Here is a 21196-nt window from a genome sequence, read left to right as displayed (position 1 = left end):
AACAGGAATCAAGAATCAAGACTAAAGGTCTAGTCCGTTTTGAAAGCCTGAAATCATTTTTTGTAATTGTTGTATTTTATTCTCTAAATATTGAAACTTCTCTTCACTGATATATTTCCGCCTATATGAAACGATTAATTGTGTTTCCCACTCAAATGCCGAACCTAAACTATCCTCTAAATACTTATTGAAGTGTTTGTCAGTTGATTTGCTTGTTCCCTCGGATATATTCGATGGAATGGAAACAGAACATCTCAATAATTGAGAGATTAAATTAAATCTTTCAAGTTTGGGAAATGTCTCCACCAAATCATAAGTATCGTCTACAATCGACATTCCTTCATCCCAAATCTTAAGTTTTTTGAAATTATGCCTACCCATTTATCTTGATTCTTGGCTCTAGTTAAGGAACTCAAAAACCCCCGCAGCACCTTGTCCAGTGCCTACGCACATGGTCACCATTCCGTATTTTCCTTTCATGTCTCTTTTTCTCATTTCGTCGAACAATTGCACTGACAATTTTGCTCCGGTACAGCCCAATGGATGCCCCAAGGCAATTGCGCCGCCGTTTACGTTAACGATATCCTGGTTGAGTTTTAATTCGCGCATAACAGCCAAAGATTGGGAGGCAAAAGCTTCGTTCAATTCGATCAACTCGATATCATCCTGTTTTAATCCAGCTTGTTTCAACGCCTTTGGAATTGCCGCAACGGGACCGATACCCATAATTCTTGGTGGAACTCCCGCAGCTGCATAATTCACTAAGCGTGCAATAGGTTCTAAGTTTAATTCCTTCACCATATCCTCACTCATGATCAAAACGAAGGCCGCTCCGTCACTCATTTGTGAAGAATTACCTGCAGTAACGCTGCCCCCTGCGGCGAACACGGGGCGTAATTTGTTCAAGACTTCGATTGATGTTCCTTTTCTAGGGCCTTCATCTTTCGTTACGGTATATTTTTTATGCGCTTTCTTGCCATTCGCATCCAAATAGGTTTCTTCTACTTCGATTGGAACGATCTGACTCTGAAAACGGTCTTCTGCCTGCGCCTTCAATGCCTTCATATGGGAATGGTAGGCGAACTCGTCTTGGTCTTCTCGTGAAACCTTGTATTCGTTTGCCACGGCTTCAGCAGTATTGCCCATACCCCAGTAGTAGTCCTCGTGACCTTGCTTAGCTACATCGTAATTCAATTCCGGCTTGTTACCGGTCATTGGCACGGCACTCATACTTTCGGCACCACCCGCGATGATACAATCGGCCATTCCTGCTTGTATTTTTGCTGCAGCGACCCCAATAGTTTCGAGACCCGATGCACAAAAACGATTCACTGTTACCCCAGGTACGTCAACAATATCAAGACCCATCAACGAAATCAATCGAGCCATGTTAAGGCCTTGAGCACCCTCCGGCATGGCGTTTCCAACAATGACGTCATCGATACGCTTCTTGTCGAAATCAGGCACCTCCTTCATCATGTATTCAATGGTTTCGGCGGCCAATTCATCAGTTCGCTTAAAACGGAAAACTCCTTTAGGGGCTTTTCCGACGGCTGTTCTGTATCCTTTAACTATATAGGCTGTTTTCATGTTAGTCCCCTAACCCCCGAAGGGGAAATTCCTATTAGGGGTCAATAGGGTTTTTAGTTATTAATTCTAAAATTCTTTTTCAAGACCGACTGTCGTATACATCTAATTCGTGTCCCACCTTTTGGGGGGTAGGGGGCTTTTAGTTTCGCAACGGCTTCCCTGTCTTCAACATATGCTGAATACGCTCCAATGTTTTCTTTTCGGTACATAGCGATAGAAACGCTTCCCTCTCAATATCCAATAAATACTGTTCGGATACGCGCGTGGGTTCGGATAAATCACCACCGGCCATGACATATGCCAATTTATTGGCTATTTTCTTATCGTGCGCACTGATATAATGGCTTGCTTCCATAGAATCGGTTCCTACGACGAACATTCCCAATGCTTGTTTACCAAGTACCTTAATATCCTTACGCATTGGCGGTTGGGTATATCCTGCTTCGGCCATTAATTTTGCATGGGCCTTGGCGGTTGCGATTTGTCTATCCTTATTTACGACAACGATATCCTTTCCGTGTTGCAGCAGTCCCAAATCGAAAGCTTCATAGGCCGAGGTTGAGACTTTTGCCATTCCGATCGTCAAGAAATACTCTTGTAATACATTTAGTTCTACGTCACCTTTCATAAAAGTGTCCTGAGCGCGTAAGGCCATCTCTTTAGAACCGCCACCGCCGGGAATTACACCGACACCGAACTCTACCAGTCCCATATAGGTTTCCGCTGCGGCCACCACCTTATCGGCATGAAGCGATATCTCGCAGCCACCACCCAACGCCATACCATGCGGCGCGGAAATTGTTGGAATAGCGGAATAGCGCATGCGCATCATCGTATCCTGAAACATTTTAATGGCCATGTTCAGCTCATCATACTCTTGCTCTACGGCCATCATGAAAATCATGCCAATATTGGCACCTACCGAAAAATTAGCTGCCTGATTGCCCACGACCAACCCTTGAAAATCCTTTTCGGCCATATCAATGGCCTTATTAAGGCCGGCCAGCACATCGCCACCGATGGTATTCATTTTTGACTGGAATTCCACATTCAAAATTCCGTCGCCGATATCTTCTACAACAACACCGGCATTTTTAAAGACTTCATTCGATTTTCGAATATTATCCAATATAATGAAGGAGTCCTGCCCAGGTATCTTCTCTACAGCCTTCTTAGGGATATCGTAGAAATACGTGGCCCCGTCTTTCACTTCGTAAAAAGATTTTTGACCCGTAGCCAACATCTCTGCAACCCAAGGAGCTGCTTCCACATTCTCAGATTTCATAATCTCTAGACCCTTTTCAACGCCTATGGCATCCCATATTTGAAAAGGCCCATGTTCCCAACCGAAACCGGCTTTCATGGCATCATCGATTTTATAAAGCTCATCGGATATTTCGGGTATGCGATGCGACACGTAGGCGAAAAGGGCCGCAAAGCTCTTTCGGTAAAATTCTCCAGCCTTATCCTTTCCATCTACCAAAACCGCGAAACGGTCGACCACTTTATCAATAGTTTTGGTCAATTCCAATGTGGCGAACTTGGCGCTCTTTTTAGAGCGGTAGTCCATGGTGTCCAAATCCAAGGTCAAGATTTCGGTCTTGCCGCTGCTGTCTTTTGACTTTTTATAAAAGCCCTGACCTGTTTTGCTTCCCAACCATTTATTTCCCATCATGGTTTGGATGAAATCGGGCAGTTGGAACAAATCATGGCGCTCATCATCCTTACAATTCTCATGAATCCCGTTCGCTACGTGCACTAAGGTATCCAAACCAACCACATCGACCGTTCTGAAGGTTGCCGATTTAGGACGGCCAATAACGGGACCAGTGAGTTTGTCGACCTCCTCGACGGTCATCCCCATATCCTTAACCATGTGAAAAAGGCTTTGAATACTGAAAATTCCTATTCGATTTCCGATAAAGGCAGGTGTATCTTTGGCAATTACCGAGGTTTTTCCCAGAAATTGCTCTCCATAACCGTTCAAGAATTCCAGCACCTCGGGGGAAGTTTTCGGTCCCGGAATAATCTCGAACAGTTTTAAATACCTTGCCGGATTGAAGAAATGAGTGCCACAGAAGTGCTTTTGAAAATCCTCGCTTCGACCCTCACTCATGAATTTGATGGGAATACCGGAAGTATTCGACGTAATCAAAGTTCCCGGTGTTCTATGCTTCTCAAGGTTTTCAAAAACCGTTTTTTTGATATCCAAACGCTCGACTACAACTTCGATAATCCAATCTACTTCGGCAACTTTTGCGATATCGTCTTCGAGATTTCCTGTTGAAATTCGTTGCGCAAATCGTTGGCTGTAAATTGGGGAAGGCTTCGATTTCAAGGCCGCGGTCAAAGAATCATTCACCAACCTGTTTCTCACTACCTTATCGTCTAAGGTAAGTCCTTTTGCTTTTTCCTTGTCGGTCAGTTCTCTTGGAACGATATCCAACAATAAAACTTCAACGCCGATATTTGCAAAGTGGCAAGCGATACCGCTCCCCATGATACCGGAGCCGACTACCGCAACTTTTTTAATGTGTCTGTTCATTGGTTACATAAGTTATTCGTTACTGGATTACTTGAGAACCCTTCTTGCTAACGTTATTAATTGTTAAGCCAAATTATCTTGTGGTTTCGGCTTTTGTGTATATTTTTCTATTCAAAATGAGCGTGTTGATGGTTTGCATAACCTCGAAAAAATGTCTTAATTTTTCTTCCGATACGTTTTCTTCGACCACCTCATTAAATCGCATTACCACATCCTTTGAATCTTTCCTTTTTTCAAGACCAAAAGCGGTTAAATATATCAACACGCCCCGACCATCCTTGGGATTTGGCTTGCGTTCGATTAGGCCTTTCTCCTCCATACTTTTAAGAATGCGTGAAAGACTAGTGGCCTCCATTCCCATTTTAGGACCTAAGGCGGTTGATGGTGTTCCTGTTTTAGGGTCGATGCTCAATAAGGTAAAGCCCACTGCCATGGTCGTACCAAATTCTTTGGCCTCTTCATTATACATTCTGGCCACAGCTTGCCAAGTAGCGCGAAGAGCATAATCAATGGTCAAATCTTTCATATTACATGGTTGTTGGCTTCCAAATATAAAAAAATTTATTATGCATGCATAATAAATTAGGATAAAAACAATGATTATGTTAAGATAATCGATGAATTGATAGGAGGTAGGTCGAAATGAAAAAAGAAAACCGTCTCGACATTATCGTCGAGACGGTTTCGAAATAATAACATTACGCCCTTACTCCATCATTTTTTTAGAAAGCTCCTGCATTTCTTTCGTCTTTTCTGTCATATAAGCGGTAAGTTTTTCGACATCCGAACCGGAAACTTTACCACTAACTTCCTGTGCTTTCGCCGCCAGTTCCTGACCTTTGGTAGCGAGTTCGCTAAAGGCTGTCATGTCCTTGTTTTCGACCGCACTTTTGTACTCTTCCATATAGGATTCATAGGTATTCACATAATCTTGCACATCCGAATCGCTAAAATTGGGCACCCCGTCGGAAGGTTCCTCTGTTGCTTTTGCTGTGTCATCTTTCGTTTCACTTGCAGTTTCGGTTTTGGTCTCTTCTGTGCTATCCGACTTTGGATTGTCTTTGCAGGATGTCACCAGCAAAGCGGTTAGCATTGCGATACTTAAAAATACTTTTCTCATAATCTTTGGATTTTGTTGTTTTTAGATGCAACAAACTTAGCGCGGAGGGCAAGTATCGCCATCCCTGTAAAAGGGGAAATGACTGTCGTTGTTTTTTGGGTGTTCTGGCAGGCCGAGGTTTACCTGTAACCTAATTGTTCAAGATTCGAGAAGGTACGGTAAAGAGTACGTCGTATACTTTTTTTTCATTATGGATATCCTTTTGATAATTTGGGTGGGAAATATAGCTACGTCCAAATAGAGCATTGTAGGACAGTTTCGAGGGCATCGATGGCTCCAACTTGAGATATGTAGCGTTTTGTTTAGAAAGAAGACCGCAATGAAAATGGACTTGGTATCGGCCTACTAGTCATAAATCCTAATGATTTCGCCATTGTTCTTTCCTTTAATACTTCTAACATAGGCGTTCACTACTTTATGCATAGGAATAGGGTTATGGCCCGGAAAATAATCCTTGTACTTTTCATAGGCATCTTCTACCATTCCCAAGGAAACAACATTCACTCGAATCCCATTTTCAATTTCTAAAGCTACAGCTTGCACAAAACTGTGAATCCCCCCGTTGACCATTGCAGCACTCGTCGTTTTGACAACCGGGTCATCAGCAAGAATACCTGTAGATAATGTTATGGAACCTCCTGCGTTTAAATAGCTTCGACCGATTCTGACAAGATTTACCTGCCCCATTAATTTACTTTTCAATCCTATGTAATAATCGTCCTCCGTCAATATATTGAATTCTGCCCATTTTGCCTCTCCGGCGGTACATACAATGGCATCTACAGCACCTGTCTTTTCAAACATTCGTTCTATGGAACCGCTATCGACGATATCAACAATGATGTCACCACTTTTCCTGCCGGCGACCAAAACTTCGTGATTTCTCGAAAAGTGAGCGGTTATTGTGCTTCCTATTGTTCCATTACCTCCAATGATCAGTATTTTCATTTTGATTTTTTAAGCTGATAAGCCAGCGTTGATGGTTTATACAGTTACAGCACTAAATGAGTATTTTCGATGTTTTTCAAATCATTTAAAACTGAAAATTCTTCAAAGCTACCCTTTTACACGTTGCTCTCCGCAAAAAGTCCTGCTCTGAAGTTAGTGGTTGTTATTCTTTGGCCCGAAATCCATTTTCGGTCAGCACCTCGATTTTCGCAGTATTTGATTCGACTTCCGCTTTTGTGAACCAGGCATCACGCAGCTCCTTCTTCGAGAATAATTCTAACTGATCGCCATTATGAGGGGAATCTTTTTGAGTGGCATTACCATAAGATAATAAGACCTTGGCATTTACTTCCTCGCCGAACTCAATGATGCCGACCCAAGAATCGCCACCACCGACATACATATTGTTTTCATCGGCCCCACCTGGCCAAGCTACTCGAAAAACACCCATTTCGCCATCAATACCATTGGCCGGTAGATTTTTACCATTGTAATTGATTCTATAGTAATCGCCCCAGGGGTAATCTAAACTACCAAATTTGGTTTCGATTTCCACAGCCGCTTGTTCCAACAATCGTACCGCAAGCTCTGGGTTTGCAAGACCATCAGGAGTGGTGTTCGGCTTTTCCATACTCCATTGCTCGACGTAATTGGAATTATTCCATACATTAAATTTATTGGCCCAGTTGTAAAATAATAGCATGCCTTTGCTATCGGCATCCGCTTCCCGGTCCCAGCTTTCCAGTACCATTTTAGCCTGTTTCGCTTTTTCCGAATCCGAGGCATCTATGGCAGCAAACAAATCGTCTAAAATTCTGTCCGCAAATTCTAAGCGCGTAGAGAGTTTATAATCTACTAATTCATCAAAGGTTATCGACTCATCCTCGATTAGCATACGTGCGGCACGTTGCGGCCGAAACGGCATGTATTGAGGGGCCATGTAACTGGGGTAGTCTTCGGGATTCAAAGTCATTGGTATGGTGCTTGTCCAAGGTGGATCGTTGGCATTTTGTAGCCATCCGCCTTCTGGATTTTTTACTTTGGGCAAGTCGGCGTAGTCATGCACCGCCGTCCACACATCCGCCGATTTTCCACCGGGAATCACGCGATTCCAATACGCCCAATTGCCTGAGCTCCGCTTTGGGACCAAACCGTTGAACAGATAGAAAATCTCACCTTGTTTGTCGGCGTACATCACGTTCCAAAAAGGGATTTGTGCCATTTTTAGTGCGTCTTCGAATTCATCGAATGTAGTACTGTTGATCATGCGCCACCACTGCAAGAACATATTCGGTCTATCAAGGCCCACCATACGCAAGGCTAACACCATTTCATCGGTTCTTTTGACTACGGGACCATGAACTGTTTTCATGAGAGGTATTTCTTGTTCTTTTATAGTGCCATCCTCTTGCTTTATTTTGATGATTTTGGAGCTAGTCGTAAATTCTTTTCGTTCGCCATCCAACACATAGCCACCATCTTTAAGTTCTAGCGCGTAGGTGTCGGCGTTATCAATCGTATTATCGGTATGGCTCCAACCGAGGTTTTCGTTAAAACCAATCGCAATTCCAGGGAAACCGACGAGTGTGGTCCCGTACATGTTTTTTCCATTCAGTCTTAAGTGCGACTCAAAGAACAAAAATTCCTGCCACCATGGTAAGTGGGGATTCTGAACGAGCATGGCGCTTCTTGAAGCCGAACGCTTAGGAGCAATGGCATAGGTATTCGAACCCATGTCCGGCCACTGTTGTACACGGCCCAAATCATTTCCGGCAATAAAACGAGTGAAAATAACGTACATGCTATGCATGATCATGTCTTTGGTCGTCAGGGGAAGCACTACTTTGTTTTTTTCGTCAACCGCTTCGGGGTGCGCTGCCGCATAAGCGTTCATTCCTTCTATAAAAGCGGTATAGATGGTTTTGATTTCGGGGTCTTGTTTTTGAGCCCAATCATCGGCCAATTCACTAAAGCCTAGGGTATGGATGAGCATATCATTTTCAAATTTTTCTTGGCCCCAATACTCGGCGCCTCTGCCTCTAGAGCTACCATAGAGTTCCAGAATCAGGTTGGCATGATTGTGCATTTGTGCCCAACCTTGGGCAAAGAACAATTCTTCAGTAGTATTGGCGGTAATATGGGGAACGCCCCAGGTGTCCCAGGCGATTTGGGTCTCTATTCTTTCCGATTGGGCGCAGGAGAATGATAAAAACGAAACGGATACTAGTGTAAGAAGGAGATTGATTTTCATGTCTATAAAATATTAATGGACTAACTGTGATACTATAAAAGGATAAAAGAACTAGTTCAAATTCGTTGCTGAGGCCCTCAAAAAACACAATCTGCTCCAAGTTAATAAATATGGTCGTATCTCAACTTTTTGAAAACCTCTAGCGCTGATTATTTTAAAGGGCGACGCGCTATGCTTTCCTGCAAGTTCATTGAAAAAGATGTTGTCTTCAGACCTAAAATTTGGTCTCGTACTCCTCTAGCTTTTTCCATACAGCGCTAAATTCTTTTACTCCCTCTTTGTCAATGTCCGTGTTCACCATAAGAATTTTTCCGATTCGGGTTTTTGTATTAAAAAACATGTAGGTAGCCACGCCGGGATCGCCTCCTGTATGACCTATCTGTCCGTGTGCCGAAATTCCCATAAAAATGCCCATATTGTATTCGTCATTGTAAACGCTTTCATTTCTTTCTTTGAAATTCTTTGCTGTCAAATAGGGTGTGAATAACTTTTCGTAGCTCTCATCGGTTAGTATATTTCCGGTACCGTTAAATCCTGAAATCAGTTCGGTAAGATATAGACCTAGGTCATGGGATGAAGTAATTAAGCCACCGTCAGGATAATTGACCAATTGGTAAGGGGCCATTTCTTTCTCTGTATCGGAATACAATTTCGAGTAATTTGAAAAATTGACTTCATCCAAGAACCAGCCGGAATCAGACATTCCCAAGGGTTTGAAAATAAAGCTTGCCGTGAACTCGTTGAAAGGAACCCCTGTTGCTTCTTCAAGAACCAAAGCAGCTAGTCCGGCGCCGATATTCGAATATTCAAATAATTCTCCCGGTGCATTTTTTAAGAAATTTTTCTTCTTATACCAAGCTCCGCTATCACTTAAAATTTCTTCCAAAAAATGGGATAGGACCATCAGCTCTGCAGGTGGTCGAAAATTCTTATTTACCTTTGCATCACCATTGTTTTCTTTCCGTAGGATGTACCCCTTGCTTTCGTATTCTGGAGCATCCTTAATGCTTGAAGTGTGTGTTGCTAAGTGTCTTATAGTTATGGGTACATCGGGAAAATGTGGATTGATGACCTTAAAATCTAAATAGTCGTTTACAGGGTCGTCCAAATGGAGTTTACCGAGTTCTTCCGCTTTAAGTAGTGCGATACCAATAAAGGTTTTAGAAATTGACGCTATATTTTGAACGGTATTTTCGGTATATTTTTTACCTGCCTGTCTATCGGCATATCCCAGTCCTTTTTCGAATACGATTCCATCTTGGTTTACGATGGCTACGGAAAAACCGGTAATTTGGTCTTGTGCGTAAATCCGTTCTAAATCGGTATGTAGTGTTTTCAAGATAGCATCATCTGATTGACCAAAGCTCAGGCAAATCAAAAAATGAAGTAGTATAAAAAAAGTTTGTTTTTTCATTCTGTGCGATTCCCGGTATGGATTTTTATCAATTGATAGCGGTTTTTCTGATACCAACCTATTGTTCGTTCCCCCTGATCCTACCAAGTATCGGTAGCTGCTACGTAGTGCTATTTTCAATATTCCTAAGGTAGTAAAAAAGTGTGGATACCTATTTAGTTTTGGAACTTTTAAGGCCTGCATTAGTCGGTGATTGGTCGTTCGGCAAACGATTTTTGTCCGGTCATTTCCCATTGTCCCAACGAAATGGGAATGTTACCCATACTGTTGAGTCGGTCGAAAAAGTCCTTCATGAGAAATATTTCTTTTTTTCGTTCCTTGTTTAAGGCAAAAGCGGCCAAGGTTTTTTCCAATAAGTACTTGCCGGTAATATAACTGGTACCATAGCCTGGTTGACGCAGGTACAAGTGCTGTTCGAAGAGCAGCAGTTCTTTTTCGGTCTTCATCCATCCTCGCGGTGTGTATTCGGAATGTATGGTGCCTGCTTCTTCCATGGTCATTTCGTTGGCATGCGCATAGAGCGACCCCAAACCACGTGCAGCCCGTTGTGCGATCATAATGTAGACGATTTCTCTGGAACGGGGCTGGTCATCGTAGAGTCCGGCGTCCATGAACATTTCCTCTACCGCCGTAGCGGTACCTTCGTTCCGGGAATCAAAAATATTGTACAATAACGGTCCTCGTCTGATTTCACTCTCATGCGGTTCATTGTCCATTCGTGCCAGCTCGAACCAATGATAAAAATGGGAGTAAAGCGGGCGAGGATCATAGTGCGCAGTAATCCAGAAAAAATTACGTTTATCCTTGGGTACAAATGCACCCAGATGCTCTTGTAAGGCAGGTTCAAAATAGTCCTTTACGGTAACCATCCCATTTTCTTCCAAAAATTTCAAAAGGCTTTTTGCCGCTGCGTTCGCCAGCTTCAAATATTCCTCAGGGCTAGAAGCATCGGTAAGCTTGGGTAAGTTTCGATTGCGATGCTCCTCCAAGGTCAGGGCCGACCAAGCGCGGGCGAGCTCTCTCTTCAGGAGTATCACTTCATCTTCCCAGCTAAGGGACACTAAATGTACGTTTTGTAGGTACCAGGTATAGGCTTCCTTTCCGATGCCAGAAGGACCGGTTTTGGAGTCGGATTCACTTTCCAACCATGCCGCCAAGTCATCGGTCGAATCGATGGCCTCTTGAAGAGTGGCCATCAGTTTCCGGTCTTTGGCAACGCCCGGCATCGCCTTGATTTTCTCGAGGTTTTTCGACTGCGTTTTGATATCCCGAATCCCGGCAATCCACAGTTCCCGTGCATTGCCCGTTAAGTTCAATTTGGCTTGTGTATTGAGCGGTGCAATTACGCTAAGGTCGGTTAAAAATCTACTGCGGGCTTCGTTGGATAGCGGGAAATCGTACATCCACAATTCGGTGGTGCGATGGTGGGTAGGGCCTTCATGTGCAGGTACATCGCTACGTGCCATCCATAGCGATTTGTAGAAAGCGGGATCTCGAACCCATGGTTTCAAAGTGCGATAATTGAAGTCATAGCCGTTCATTTCGGCATGGACGATGCGCCAATCAACCTGATGGGGAATCGGCCATGAGGTAGTGTCTATCGCTTGTAGCTTTTTTTGCAAGCTTTTAAAATCCAGTTCTCTTTTTTCAAAGTTCGCTTGGGTGTAGTCCGGAGCGCCATCCCGCATTGGGGGTGTTTCAAAAAGCCTCCATTCCTTGAATATATTAACGAGTTCGGAATAATCGTTACTGGTATTTTGGGCATGAACGATTTGTTCAGAGGGCCAGAAAATAGCGAGTAGGAGAAGTAAGGATGGAAATAATCGTTTGGTCATAACGTAAAGGGATATGCTGTTCGAAGAGTAAGATAGGAAACTCCGTTTAATTTCCGTCACGACCACCAATTCTAAAACGGCTGAAGCATGAAATGCTCTTAATATGTTTGATGGATGTAGAAACAATTTCGTTGTAGCAACACGAACAGCTTGCGCACGATCTACCCATTGCCCAACGCCAAAAAAATATTGGGTGAACCTTAAAGAAAAAGGCCATTCCTCAAACCCGTCCGTGTGACCATTGGTAGTGCGAATAAAAGGAATCTAAAAATCGATTTCGATTTCCTCTATATCCGAAAAAACGGCTTTGACTTTTGATTTACTTTCGCCCCAATCAAAGAGCTGGCCCTTTATCTGAGCAGCCGCCGTTACCTTCGTTTTTTCGGGACCTTCCTCTAAAGAGACGACGAGTTCTCCCCCAAAGGTTTTCATGCTGGACGGAATTTCAGCAACCAGCACAACACCATTGTTCGCCTCGTGAACTGATTGCAAAGAAAGATTACGTTTTACCAAGGAGCAAAGCACTTTAAGCAAAACCTCTTGAATCGTATAATCAAATGTATCAGTTCTTGATTTTCCGGTCTTAATGCCTATTTTCTTGTAGACAGGGACCATGACATCCATCAATTTTTCTAAGGATATGCCTGTTGTGGGCGCGAATACTTGATCTATTCTTTTTAAAAATTCCTTAGCGGAAAGGGCTCGTTCGGATTTTCCAGAAAACCTGATAAGATAGGCTTGCACTTCTGGATTTTTAACCAGTTTTCTAAAATCTTTTTCTTCACGCCAGCTATCGGCAGCGGGACTGTCGTTTTCATTTTTTGTAATGCTCTTGGTGCCGCATTCGGGGCAATAGTTCCCTGCTATGGTTTCGTTGCACTCGGGACAGTAAGCGATTCCCATATGACTTGGTTTTATTGGCTAGCGAATGGTTTTGACACTTAATTTATTCAATAGCATATCTCGAGGCTCTGTCTCTAGTATAGCATCAAGTTATTTAAATACTACATAGATTCAAGAGAGTAGAACCAAGATTCAAGACCATAGGTCTAGACCGCTGGCCGGCAGCGTTCTTGGTTCTGGTGTCTCGAGGCGGTTTATTTAGTGCCCATAAATATCATTGTACAATTTCATGTACTTTTCCTTGATGATCTTACGGCGTAGTTTCATCGTTGGTGTCAAGTGGCCTTCGCCAATACTCCAAACATCCGGTGTAAGCCGGAATTGCTTTACCTTTTCCCATTTGGCAAAATGCTCGTTCGCCAAGTCGACTTCCTCCTGATACTTTGTCAGGACCTTTTCGTTCAGTACAATGTCTGAATTCTCGCTTATGGTGATATTGTTCTTTTTAGCCCATTCGAATAAATACGGAAAATCGGGTTGAATTAGTGCAGCGGGCATTTTTTCACCCTCACCTACCACCATCAATTGTTCAATAAAACGGGATTGTTTGAAACGGTTTTCCATCAATTGTGGAGCTACGTATTTACCGCCCGAGGTTTTGAACATCTCTTTTTTGCGGTCTGTAATCTTCAGGAATCCATCGGCGTCTATCTCTCCAATATCCCCTGTGTGAAAATAACCATCGATCATGACTTCGGCGGTTTTTTCAGAATCTTTGTAGTAGCCCTGCATTACGTTGGGGCCTTTGACACAGATTTCGCCATCACTTTCGATTTTCACTTCAACCTTATCGAGTAATTTACCGACCGTGCCGATTTTAAAACCCTTGTTCCGCATATCGTTCACGGAAACCACCGGCGAGGTTTCCGTAAGTCCATACCCTTCCATGACCCCAAGACCCGCGGCATTGAAAATACGGGCCAATCTTGGTTGTAGGGCAGCGCTACCGGATGAAATGACCTGAAGGCTTCCACCCAAAGCCTCTTGCCATTTGCTGAAAATCAATTTTCTGGCCAAACCCAATTTCTTTTCGTACCACCAGCCGTTTTTTCCGTAAGGTTCGTATTTTAAACCGAGATTAACGGCCCAGAAGAACAGCGATTTTTTGATACCGGTCAAAGAACTTCCTTTTGCGATAATGCCGTCATACACTTTTTCGAGCAGGCGTGGTACGGCAGTCATGACATGGGGAGAGGTTTCCTTTAGATTGTCACTGATCTTGTCCATCGACTCTGCGTAATAAATCGTTACTCCGGTATAGTGATAGAGGTAAATCATCATCCGTTCATAAATGTGGCACACCGGCAAAAAACTCAAACAACGCGCATTGCCTTTATTTATGGGCAAACGTTCTGTACTTGCTAAGGCGTTGCTGACCACATTGTTATGGGACAACATAACGCCCTTGGGTCGTCCGGTGGTTCCTGAGGTGTAGATCAGTGTGGCCAAATCATCGGATTTCACGGCTGCCTTGCGATCTTCAACGACATCTTGATTAGAAGAATCCGCTCCCAACTCGAGCACTTCATTCCAGTTTTTACAGTTGTCAAGCGCATCAAATGAATATACCTCCTTGAGACTGGGCACCTGATCTTGAATCGACTTTACCTTGGCATAGACTTCCGAGCAGGATACAAAGCAGTAGGTTGATTCTGAATGATTCAATACATAGGCGTAGTCTTCTTCCGAAATGGTCGGATAAATAGGTACATTCTGCGCACCTATCTGCAGAATACCGATGTCCATGATATTCCATTCCGACCGGTTGGTCATCGAAATCAGAGCTATTTTATCATCTTTTTGTACGCCCAACCGAAGTAGTCCGCGGCTTATGGCATTCGCCTTATCGACATAGTCCTGCGTTGAGGTAGGCACCCATTTATCATCCCGCTTGTCCATAAAACAATTAGAGAGGTTATAGGTTTCGAGCTGATAATACGGGAAATCGAAAAGTCGGGTGACATTTTGCATAGTTAGTTTCTAATAGGTAACTGCAAAATAGGGAAAAATTTTGTTTGTGCTTGGCTGTTTACGGGATTGGCGCTCAAAAAATAGATAGTTAAGGGATTCGTGCGGGGTAGTTCATCGCGTATACAACGAAATCAATAGCGAATATGAATAGATCGCCCTACTGTTTTGATAGGCTCCAAAATACATCTTCTATTTCAAGTGCAATTTCATTCCTTCGTGGCTGGCCATAAAACCTAAGCGTTCATAGAATTTTTGGGCATCCGGCCTTTTTTTATCCGTAGTCAATTGCACCACATGGGCACCTTTGTCTTTTGCTCTTTGGATGGCCCATTCGAACAGCATTTGTCCGATACCCTGACCACGGTACGTCTCGTATACACGAACAGCTTCTATCTGCGCGCGGATGCCCCCTCGATACGTCAAATATTGAATAAAGCTCAATTGTAAGGTTCCGATAACAATTCCATTTTCATTTTCGACGACCACCAATTCCTGATTCGGATCGGAGGAAATATTTTGAAAAGCATGGTAATATTCGTCAGGTAATGGCACTATATAATTTTCCCTTAGTCGCCCCAAGGGGTCATTGGCTATCATCTCTACAAGTAGTGGCACATCTTCTTTACGAGCCTTTCGGATGTTCATTTAAGAAATTCTGGACTTGATAAATTTGAATTGCCCGTTATGGTTGGACTCGTGCTCGCATACATGAAACCATTTACAGTAATTGTTGGTAGGCCCCCATGGCCAATCGTTATCAACTGTCATCAACCACTCGTCGTCCCTATTGGCAAATTCCTTGAGTGTATTTTCTCGTACCGTCGTAAGCTCGTTCAGATAAAAATCATAACTATTTCCCTTGATCTTTTTTCTGGCTTCTTCCCCAAGACCTGAAGCTACGGTCCATTTCTCTCTATCCGCCTTGGGCCAATCGCCCCAATTCTTATTATCGAAGGTGTGAATTTGATAAAAACGCTCAGTTGCTGCCAAATGCATGAGCATGGCCCCGATGCTATTGGCATCCTCGTCCACCAGAAAATCCAAATCCGAAACGCTCATATCCTTTACGGGGGAAAGAATGACCATTCGCATCCAATTCATCATCGAAACCAAGGTGCCGATTTGCGGGGTATAGCCCTCTTTTGGTCCTACAACATTGATGTCGTTTTCTTGGGACGAACTAGGTAATGGTGATAGATGCGGCGCTCCGAACATGGCGCCGCCCGTACCTAGGGCAGCCAAAGTAAATACGGATGATTTTTTGAGGAAATATCGGCGATTATTCGATTTCGAATTGTTCATGACGGATGAATTTTGGTTTGCGTCTGTATGAAGGCTTGATTACCAATACAGTACAGCTCTAAATTAGGCTTTATTTTTCAAAACCCAATTTCTGGCATTCACAAAAGCTTCCAACCAAGGCGAAACTACATCGTTTCTGTCTTTAGGATAGTGCGCCCAATTCCAAGGGAAGGTAGAACGCTCGATATGCGGCATGGTCACCAAGTGGCGGCCAGTGGAGTCGCAGAGCATGGCCGTATTGAAATCGCTTCCATTCGGATTGGCCGGATAGCCCGAATAACCATATTTGGCCACAATGTCGTAGCTGTCCTCGGAGTTGGGAAGTACAAATTTACCTTCCCCATGTGAAATCCAAACACCTAGCGTAGTGCCTGCCAAGCTCGATAGCATAACCGAATTGTTTTCCTGTATGTTGACCGATGTAAAATTACTTTCATGCTTATGACTGTCGTTGTAGGTCATCTTACCGTGAATTTCATGTTCCGGATTGATGAGATCCAATTCCATAAACAATTGACACCCATTACAAATGCCGATAGAGAGTGTATCGGGTCGTGCAAAGAAATTTTTGATGACCGCATTGGCCTTTTCATTGTATTTGATGGCTCCCGCCCAACCTTTGGCACTGCCTAGTACATCGGAGTTCGAAAATCCGCCTACGGCACCTAAAAATTGGATGTCCTCCAATGTCTCCCTGCCAGAGATCAAATCGGTCATGTGTACGTCCTTTACATCAAAGCCGGCCAGGTACATTGCATTGGCCATTTCCCGTTCGGAATTACTGCCTTTTTCTCTTAGTATGGCTGCTTTGGGTCTACCCTTCGACAAGTTCAGGGTAACATTCTTACCAGTGAATTGGCTTGGGAACTTGTATTGCAACGGTTGCTCCTTATAATTATCAAAGCGGTCTTTTGCCAGACCCTTTGCCGTTTGCTTATTGTCCAACAAATAAGAGGTCTTGAACCAAGTATCCCTTAAGGATGAAACATTTAAACCCATTTCCATACCGCCATTCTTGATGGTGACTTCCGCTTTCGAAGTTGCTTTGCCTATTTTTTTGTAGTCTATTTTGGCGTCATCCAAGATTTGTTCAAGATCCTGATATGCATGAGGGTGAACTTGAAAAACGATGCCCGCGTTCTCTGAAAATAGGAGTTTTACGGTATCCGATTCGCCCAAATCGGATAAATCGAATTCCGCTCCTAGGTCGATATCCGCAAAACACAATTCCAGCAGCGTGGTAATTAAACCGCCAGAGGCAATGTCGTGGCCGGCAATGATTTGGCCTTGCTTGATCAGAGTTTGAATGGTATCGAAAACGTTGGCAAAATAGACGTCGTCTTTTATCGTAGGGGCTTCGCTTCCCACCGCGTTCAGGACCTGCCCGAAAGAGGAACCTCCGAGTTTATAGGAATCTGTTGACAGGTTGATGTAATAGATATCCCCACCGTCTTTTTGCAACACAGGTTCGACCACTTTGGTCATGTCGTTGCAATTTCCAGCAGCGGAAATAATAACGGTACCCGGACTGATGACCTCCCCATTTTTGTATTTCTGTTTCATGGAAAGGGAATCCTTGCCAGTGGGCACATTGATACCCAACGCAATCGAGAAGTCGGAAATGGCCTTGACGGCCTTGTAAAGCCTAGCATCTTCACCCTCGTTTCTACAAGGCCACATCCAATTGGCGGATAGCGAAACGGATTTCAGTCCGTCTTTCAAAGGGGCCCAAATGATATTCGTCAGCGCCTCGGCAATACTGTTCTTACTTCCCGCCGCGGGGTCGATAAGGGCTGAAATAGGGGAGTGGCCAATACTGGTCGCAATGCCCTCTGTCCCTTTAAAATCCAAGGCCATCACCCCAACATTGTTCAATGGCAATTGAAGCGGACCTGCACACTGTTGTTTCGCAACACGTCCGCCCACGCATCGGTCCACTTTATTGGTGAGCCAATCTTTACAGGCCACGGCCTCTAATTGTAATACTTGTTCCAAATAGTCATGAAAGAACTCCAAGGAGTACTCCGCATCTTTGTACGTTCTGTCTACGGTGTTGTCGGTCAGGATGGTCTTTGGGGAACTTCCAAAAATGTCGGAAAGGTTTACATCCATCGGTTTTTCACCAGTCGTTTGGGATTCGAACGTGAAGCGGTCGTCTCCGGTCACGTCCCCGACCTTGTACATAGGGGAACGTTCCCGTTCCGCTATTCGTTGGAGCAAATCGATATCCTTTTTACCGATTACGAGGCCCATACGTTCTTGCGATTCGTTCCCGATGATCTCCTTGGCGGATAGGGTAGGGTCGCCTATAGGCAATTTATCCAAATCTATCTTACCGCCAGTGTCTTCGACCAATTCCGATAGGCAGTTGAGATGTCCGCCCGCACCATGGTCGTGAATGGATACAATGGGATTTTTATCATTCTCCACCATTCCGCGAATGGCATTGGCGGCCCGTTTTTGCATTTCGGGATTCGATCGTTGCACAGCATTTAATTCGATCGCCGAACTGAATTCACCGGTATCGGCACTGGAGACCGCTGCACCACCCATTCCGATACGGTAGTTGTCACCGCCCAGGATGACGATTTTATCGCCTGTTTTTGGCGTGTCTTTCAAGGCTTGTTCCGCCTTCCCGTAACCGATACCACCGGCTTGCATGATGACTTTGTCGTAGGCCAATCTTCTTCCAACTGTCCGGTCGAGCGCAGTCGAGACCTCTTTGGAATCTAGATTGTTTGACCCTTCGGCTTCGCTCAGGGCCCTAATCTCCGAAGTCTCTGTACCCTGAGGGGAGTCGAAGGGCACGGAGGCCTCATCATGTTCAAAAGTCAACACCGAGCCACAGATTAAAGGTTGCCCGAACTTATTACCAAAGTCCGATGCGCCATTGGAGGCTTTTATCAAAATATCCGTTGGGGTTTGGTAGAGCCATTCGCGAGCCGGCATTGCGTTTTCCCATGGTCTAGACTTCTTATCCTGCGTTCCCTGAGCGGATTCGGAGGGAGCGGATTCGGAAGTTTCTTCCAGGCGTGAGTAAGCGGTCATGTATACTGCTGTTCCTGCTAAAGGCAAGGAGCCTTTTCCCCCAGCCAGACGATCTCGTATTTCACCTCCGGAGCCGGTGGCGGCACCATTAAAGGGTTCTACAGTTGTGGGGAAATTATGGGTTTCAGCTTTTAAGGAAATCACCGAATCAAATTCGGATTCTTGATAAAAATCGGGTTTGTCCGCTGTTTTGGGCGCAAATTGCACCACGGTCGGACCTACTACAAAAGCCACATTGTCTTTGTAGGCCGAAACGATGTCGTTCGGGTGCTGTTTCGACGTTTCTTTGATCATCTTGAAAAGAGAGGTAGGCATCTCCTCGCCATCAATGACAAAGGTACCGTTGAAAATTTTATGGCGGCAGTGTTCAGAGTTGACCTGACTAAACCCAAAGACCTCTGAATCGGTCAATTTTCGACCCAGTTTAGTCGATAGTCCATTGAGATACGCTACTTCCTCATCGTTGAGCGCCAAACCTTCCTGGTCATTATAGGCAGCGATGTCATCGATTTCCAAAATAGCTTCCGGCTGTATGGCAACGGTAAAGATATCTTGGGTGAGCCCGGTATACTTTTGGGATAGCATGGGGTCGAAATCGGTGAAGGCTTCATCGACCGCTTGAAACTCCTCGATACGAATTATACCCGAAATACCCATATTTTGGGTGATTTCGGTGGCATTGGTACTCCAGGGAGTAACCATCGCGGCACGAGGCCCAATAAAAAAGGCGTCAAGAGACGCCAGCGGTTTGTTGTTTGCACCTGAAACAAGTTCAGGACAAGCAAATAACCAAGTTAATTTTTTGATGTCTTCCTGAGAAAGTGATGCCTCTGTTTGAACTGCAAAAACTTTTGCGGTTTGCTCTCCGAAAAAATGAATCATTTGGCGACTGGGTTGGAATGATTAATAAAGTCGCAAAATTACATCTTTTTCGCACCTTTTTCTGATGGATTTAAAACAGTTTTGAACGGAGGGTGTTGATAAAATGAAAATGGAATTTTATGGAGATGATTATTCGCCAAGCGCTAAAAAGTTACAACTCTTTTATACCTAATCAATGGCGCTGCTACTCGATTTCCGTTATGCTAAAATCCGCAAATAATACCTCTTCGTCCCGGAGGTCTTGGTCATTCAATAAACTCCTGTAAATGCCCCATTTTGGTCTGACAAAACTTCCCCCAGGTCTCCAATTGACGATGGAGCCATTAGAATATTCAAACAGAACAGTACCGTCAGCTACATTTTTTATTTCGATTGCGTATGTGCCCGATGTGGCATAAGTTATGGTTTCGGTAACTTCAAGCCAGGTATCTGTTAGTGGTGCCAGGTCGGTTTGTGCAACCGTCTCCTGGTCATCGGTTTCGGCATAACGTAGCTCCAATCGATCAGGGGTCCCTTTTCTTGCTGTAAGGGTGTACATGGGCATGCTTTCTAAAGAGCCTCCCACGGACTTCAATTGATGCAAATGGGTAAAATTCGGTGAGGCTTGAAAACCTGCAGCCAGTTTAAATTTCCATTTGTATTCAACCGTTTCGTTTTCCATACCCAATAAATTATCGGGGGATCGGTCATAGGTTTTTATTTCATTGCGTTGTCGGTCAAAATTAATACAGCGGTCATTGTCGGGTGTCGTATGTATGTAAAATCGAAAGACATTCGCATTTAACTCGGTATCGAAAAGCTCATCAATATGTTCGCCGAATGCAGCGTGATTACAATCTGGAACTTCAATGGGATCATGACCAGGTGCGAGTACCGAAGTAATCAGGTCATAGGTGTTTCCAGGCCCATCGGCACTTAGTAGAACACTTATAGGGTTCGAAGTTTCAACCTCTTTTTCAAGGGCAATAGTAGTTGAATTATTCGATGTATTCGTATCGTTGTAATCACCTTGCGCCGCGGCTTTAAAAGCTATTGAAGCGGTAACCTGAGTGGTATCGGCGTTAAAGCTTTGAAGTTTTTCCGTATCGCTCTCAGACGCAACGCCGTATGAGTAGCTTAGGGCATTGCTCAATTTTAATGTTAAATCGGCAGCATCGATCCATAAAATCAAAGTTTCAGCCGATGTTACGGAAATATCCGTGGCAATTGGTCCACCGATTTCCGCCTCTTCGTTGGTTTCATCACTACTAGCGCAGCTATTAAAAATGAGAAGTATTACTAGAAGGAATGGAATTTGTAATCTGAATGGGCGTAGTGGCATGCTATTTTTTTAAAATTCGATAAAACGAGAAGAAGTATTCAGCTTAGTTTTAAGGTAGTATAAATT

General features: G+C 44.0%; 15 protein-coding genes. All 15 read right to left on the bottom strand.

Annotated features, from left to right (window positions below):
* Positions 1-21: 21 nt before the first annotated feature.
* Positions 22-381: a four helix bundle protein gene (locus tag FGM00_RS09830; RefSeq protein ID WP_138852742.1), complete on the bottom strand. Its 360-nt coding sequence runs from the start codon at positions 379-381 to the stop codon at positions 22-24.
* A gap of 18 nt (positions 382-399) precedes the next feature.
* On the bottom strand, positions 400-1590 hold the full coding sequence (locus FGM00_RS09825; RefSeq protein ID WP_138852741.1) for an acetyl-CoA C-acyltransferase: 1191 nt from the start codon (positions 1588-1590) through the stop codon (positions 400-402).
* Between the two features lie 139 nt (positions 1591-1729).
* A complete protein-coding gene (locus FGM00_RS09820; RefSeq protein ID WP_138852740.1) occupies positions 1730-4135 on the bottom strand; it encodes a 3-hydroxyacyl-CoA dehydrogenase/enoyl-CoA hydratase family protein in 2406 nt (801 codons plus the stop codon).
* A 73-nt stretch (positions 4136-4208) separates the two neighbouring features.
* Positions 4209-4661 (bottom strand): MarR family winged helix-turn-helix transcriptional regulator, encoded by a 453-nt coding sequence (locus tag FGM00_RS09815; protein ID WP_138852739.1) that lies wholly within the window; start codon positions 4659-4661, stop codon positions 4209-4211.
* A gap of 180 nt (positions 4662-4841) precedes the next feature.
* On the bottom strand, positions 4842-5255 hold the full coding sequence (locus FGM00_RS09810; RefSeq protein ID WP_138852738.1) for a hypothetical protein: 414 nt from the start codon (positions 5253-5255) through the stop codon (positions 4842-4844).
* Positions 5256-5600: 345 nt separating this feature from the next.
* Positions 5601-6203 carry a short chain dehydrogenase gene (locus FGM00_RS09805; RefSeq protein ID WP_138852737.1) on the bottom strand — a complete coding sequence of 201 codons (603 nt, stop codon included), beginning with the start codon at positions 6201-6203 and terminating at the stop codon, positions 5601-5603.
* A 163-nt stretch (positions 6204-6366) separates the two neighbouring features.
* The gene (locus FGM00_RS09800) at positions 6367-8454 is read right to left on the bottom strand and encodes an acylase (RefSeq protein ID WP_138852736.1); all 2088 of its coding nucleotides are present in this window, start codon (positions 8452-8454) and stop codon (positions 6367-6369) included.
* 214 nt (positions 8455-8668) lie between these two features.
* A complete protein-coding gene (locus tag FGM00_RS09795) occupies positions 8669-9868 on the bottom strand; it encodes a serine hydrolase domain-containing protein (protein WP_175416211.1) in 1200 nt (399 codons plus the stop codon).
* 182 nt (positions 9869-10050) lie between these two features.
* Positions 10051-11703 carry a hypothetical protein gene (locus tag FGM00_RS09790; RefSeq protein WP_138852734.1) on the bottom strand — a complete coding sequence of 551 codons (1653 nt, stop codon included), beginning with the start codon at positions 11701-11703 and terminating at the stop codon, positions 10051-10053.
* A 264-nt stretch (positions 11704-11967) separates the two neighbouring features.
* Positions 11968-12606 carry a hypothetical protein gene (locus tag FGM00_RS09785; RefSeq protein ID WP_138852733.1) on the bottom strand — a complete coding sequence of 213 codons (639 nt, stop codon included), beginning with the start codon at positions 12604-12606 and terminating at the stop codon, positions 11968-11970.
* Between the two features lie 198 nt (positions 12607-12804).
* Positions 12805-14577 carry an AMP-dependent synthetase/ligase gene (locus tag FGM00_RS09780; RefSeq protein ID WP_138852732.1) on the bottom strand — a complete coding sequence of 591 codons (1773 nt, stop codon included), beginning with the start codon at positions 14575-14577 and terminating at the stop codon, positions 12805-12807.
* A gap of 189 nt (positions 14578-14766) precedes the next feature.
* Positions 14767-15222 carry a GNAT family N-acetyltransferase gene (locus FGM00_RS09775; RefSeq protein WP_138852731.1) on the bottom strand — a complete coding sequence of 152 codons (456 nt, stop codon included), beginning with the start codon at positions 15220-15222 and terminating at the stop codon, positions 14767-14769.
* Positions 15223-15879: a DinB family protein gene (locus tag FGM00_RS09770; protein WP_138852730.1), complete on the bottom strand. Its 657-nt coding sequence runs from the start codon at positions 15877-15879 to the stop codon at positions 15223-15225.
* Between the two features lie 63 nt (positions 15880-15942).
* Positions 15943-19809: a phosphoribosylformylglycinamidine synthase gene (gene purL, locus FGM00_RS09765; protein ID WP_138852729.1), complete on the bottom strand. Its 3867-nt coding sequence runs from the start codon at positions 19807-19809 to the stop codon at positions 15943-15945.
* Between the two features lie 184 nt (positions 19810-19993).
* Positions 19994-21130, bottom strand: a complete 1137-nt coding sequence (locus tag FGM00_RS09760) for a hypothetical protein (RefSeq protein WP_236262740.1) — start codon at positions 21128-21130, stop codon at positions 19994-19996.
* Positions 21131-21196: the final 66 nt, after the last annotated feature.

The sequence above is a fragment of the Aggregatimonas sangjinii genome (assembly GCF_005943945.1).
GTDB classification, from domain to species: domain Bacteria; phylum Bacteroidota; class Bacteroidia; order Flavobacteriales; family Flavobacteriaceae; genus Pelagihabitans; species Pelagihabitans sangjinii.
The sequence above is the reverse complement of the archived record's forward strand: the minus strand, read 5'-3'. Positions and strand labels throughout refer to the sequence as shown.

Coding starts and splice junctions, on each gene's coding strand:
- FGM00_RS09830 (WP_138852742.1), bottom strand. CDS start 381: ATGGGTAGGCATAATTTCAAAAAACTTAAGATTTGGGATGAAGGAATG.
- FGM00_RS09825 (WP_138852741.1), bottom strand. CDS start 1,590: ATGAAAACAGCCTATATAGTTAAAGGATACAGAACAGCCGTCGGAAAA.
- FGM00_RS09820 (WP_138852740.1), bottom strand. CDS start 4,135: ATGAACAGACACATTAAAAAAGTTGCGGTAGTCGGCTCCGGTATCATG.
- FGM00_RS09815 (WP_138852739.1), bottom strand. CDS start 4,661: ATGAAAGATTTGACCATTGATTATGCTCTTCGCGCTACTTGGCAAGCT.
- FGM00_RS09810 (WP_138852738.1), bottom strand. CDS start 5,255: ATGAGAAAAGTATTTTTAAGTATCGCAATGCTAACCGCTTTGCTGGTG.
- FGM00_RS09805 (WP_138852737.1), bottom strand. CDS start 6,203: ATGAAAATACTGATCATTGGAGGTAATGGAACAATAGGAAGCACAATA.
- FGM00_RS09800 (WP_138852736.1), bottom strand. CDS start 8,454: ATGAAAATCAATCTCCTTCTTACACTAGTATCCGTTTCGTTTTTATCA.
- FGM00_RS09795 (WP_175416211.1), bottom strand. CDS start 9,868: ATGAAAAAACAAACTTTTTTTATACTACTTCATTTTTTGATTTGCCTG.
- FGM00_RS09790 (WP_138852734.1), bottom strand. CDS start 11,703: ATGACCAAACGATTATTTCCATCCTTACTTCTCCTACTCGCTATTTTC.
- FGM00_RS09785 (WP_138852733.1), bottom strand. CDS start 12,606: ATGGGAATCGCTTACTGTCCCGAGTGCAACGAAACCATAGCAGGGAAC.
- FGM00_RS09780 (WP_138852732.1), bottom strand. CDS start 14,577: ATGCAAAATGTCACCCGACTTTTCGATTTCCCGTATTATCAGCTCGAA.
- FGM00_RS09775 (WP_138852731.1), bottom strand. CDS start 15,222: ATGAACATCCGAAAGGCTCGTAAAGAAGATGTGCCACTACTTGTAGAG.
- FGM00_RS09770 (WP_138852730.1), bottom strand. CDS start 15,879: ATGAACAATTCGAAATCGAATAATCGCCGATATTTCCTCAAAAAATCA.
- purL (WP_138852729.1), bottom strand. CDS start 19,809: ATGATTCATTTTTTCGGAGAGCAAACCGCAAAAGTTTTTGCAGTTCAA.
- FGM00_RS09760 (WP_236262740.1), bottom strand. CDS start 21,130: ATGCCACTACGCCCATTCAGATTACAAATTCCATTCCTTCTAGTAATA.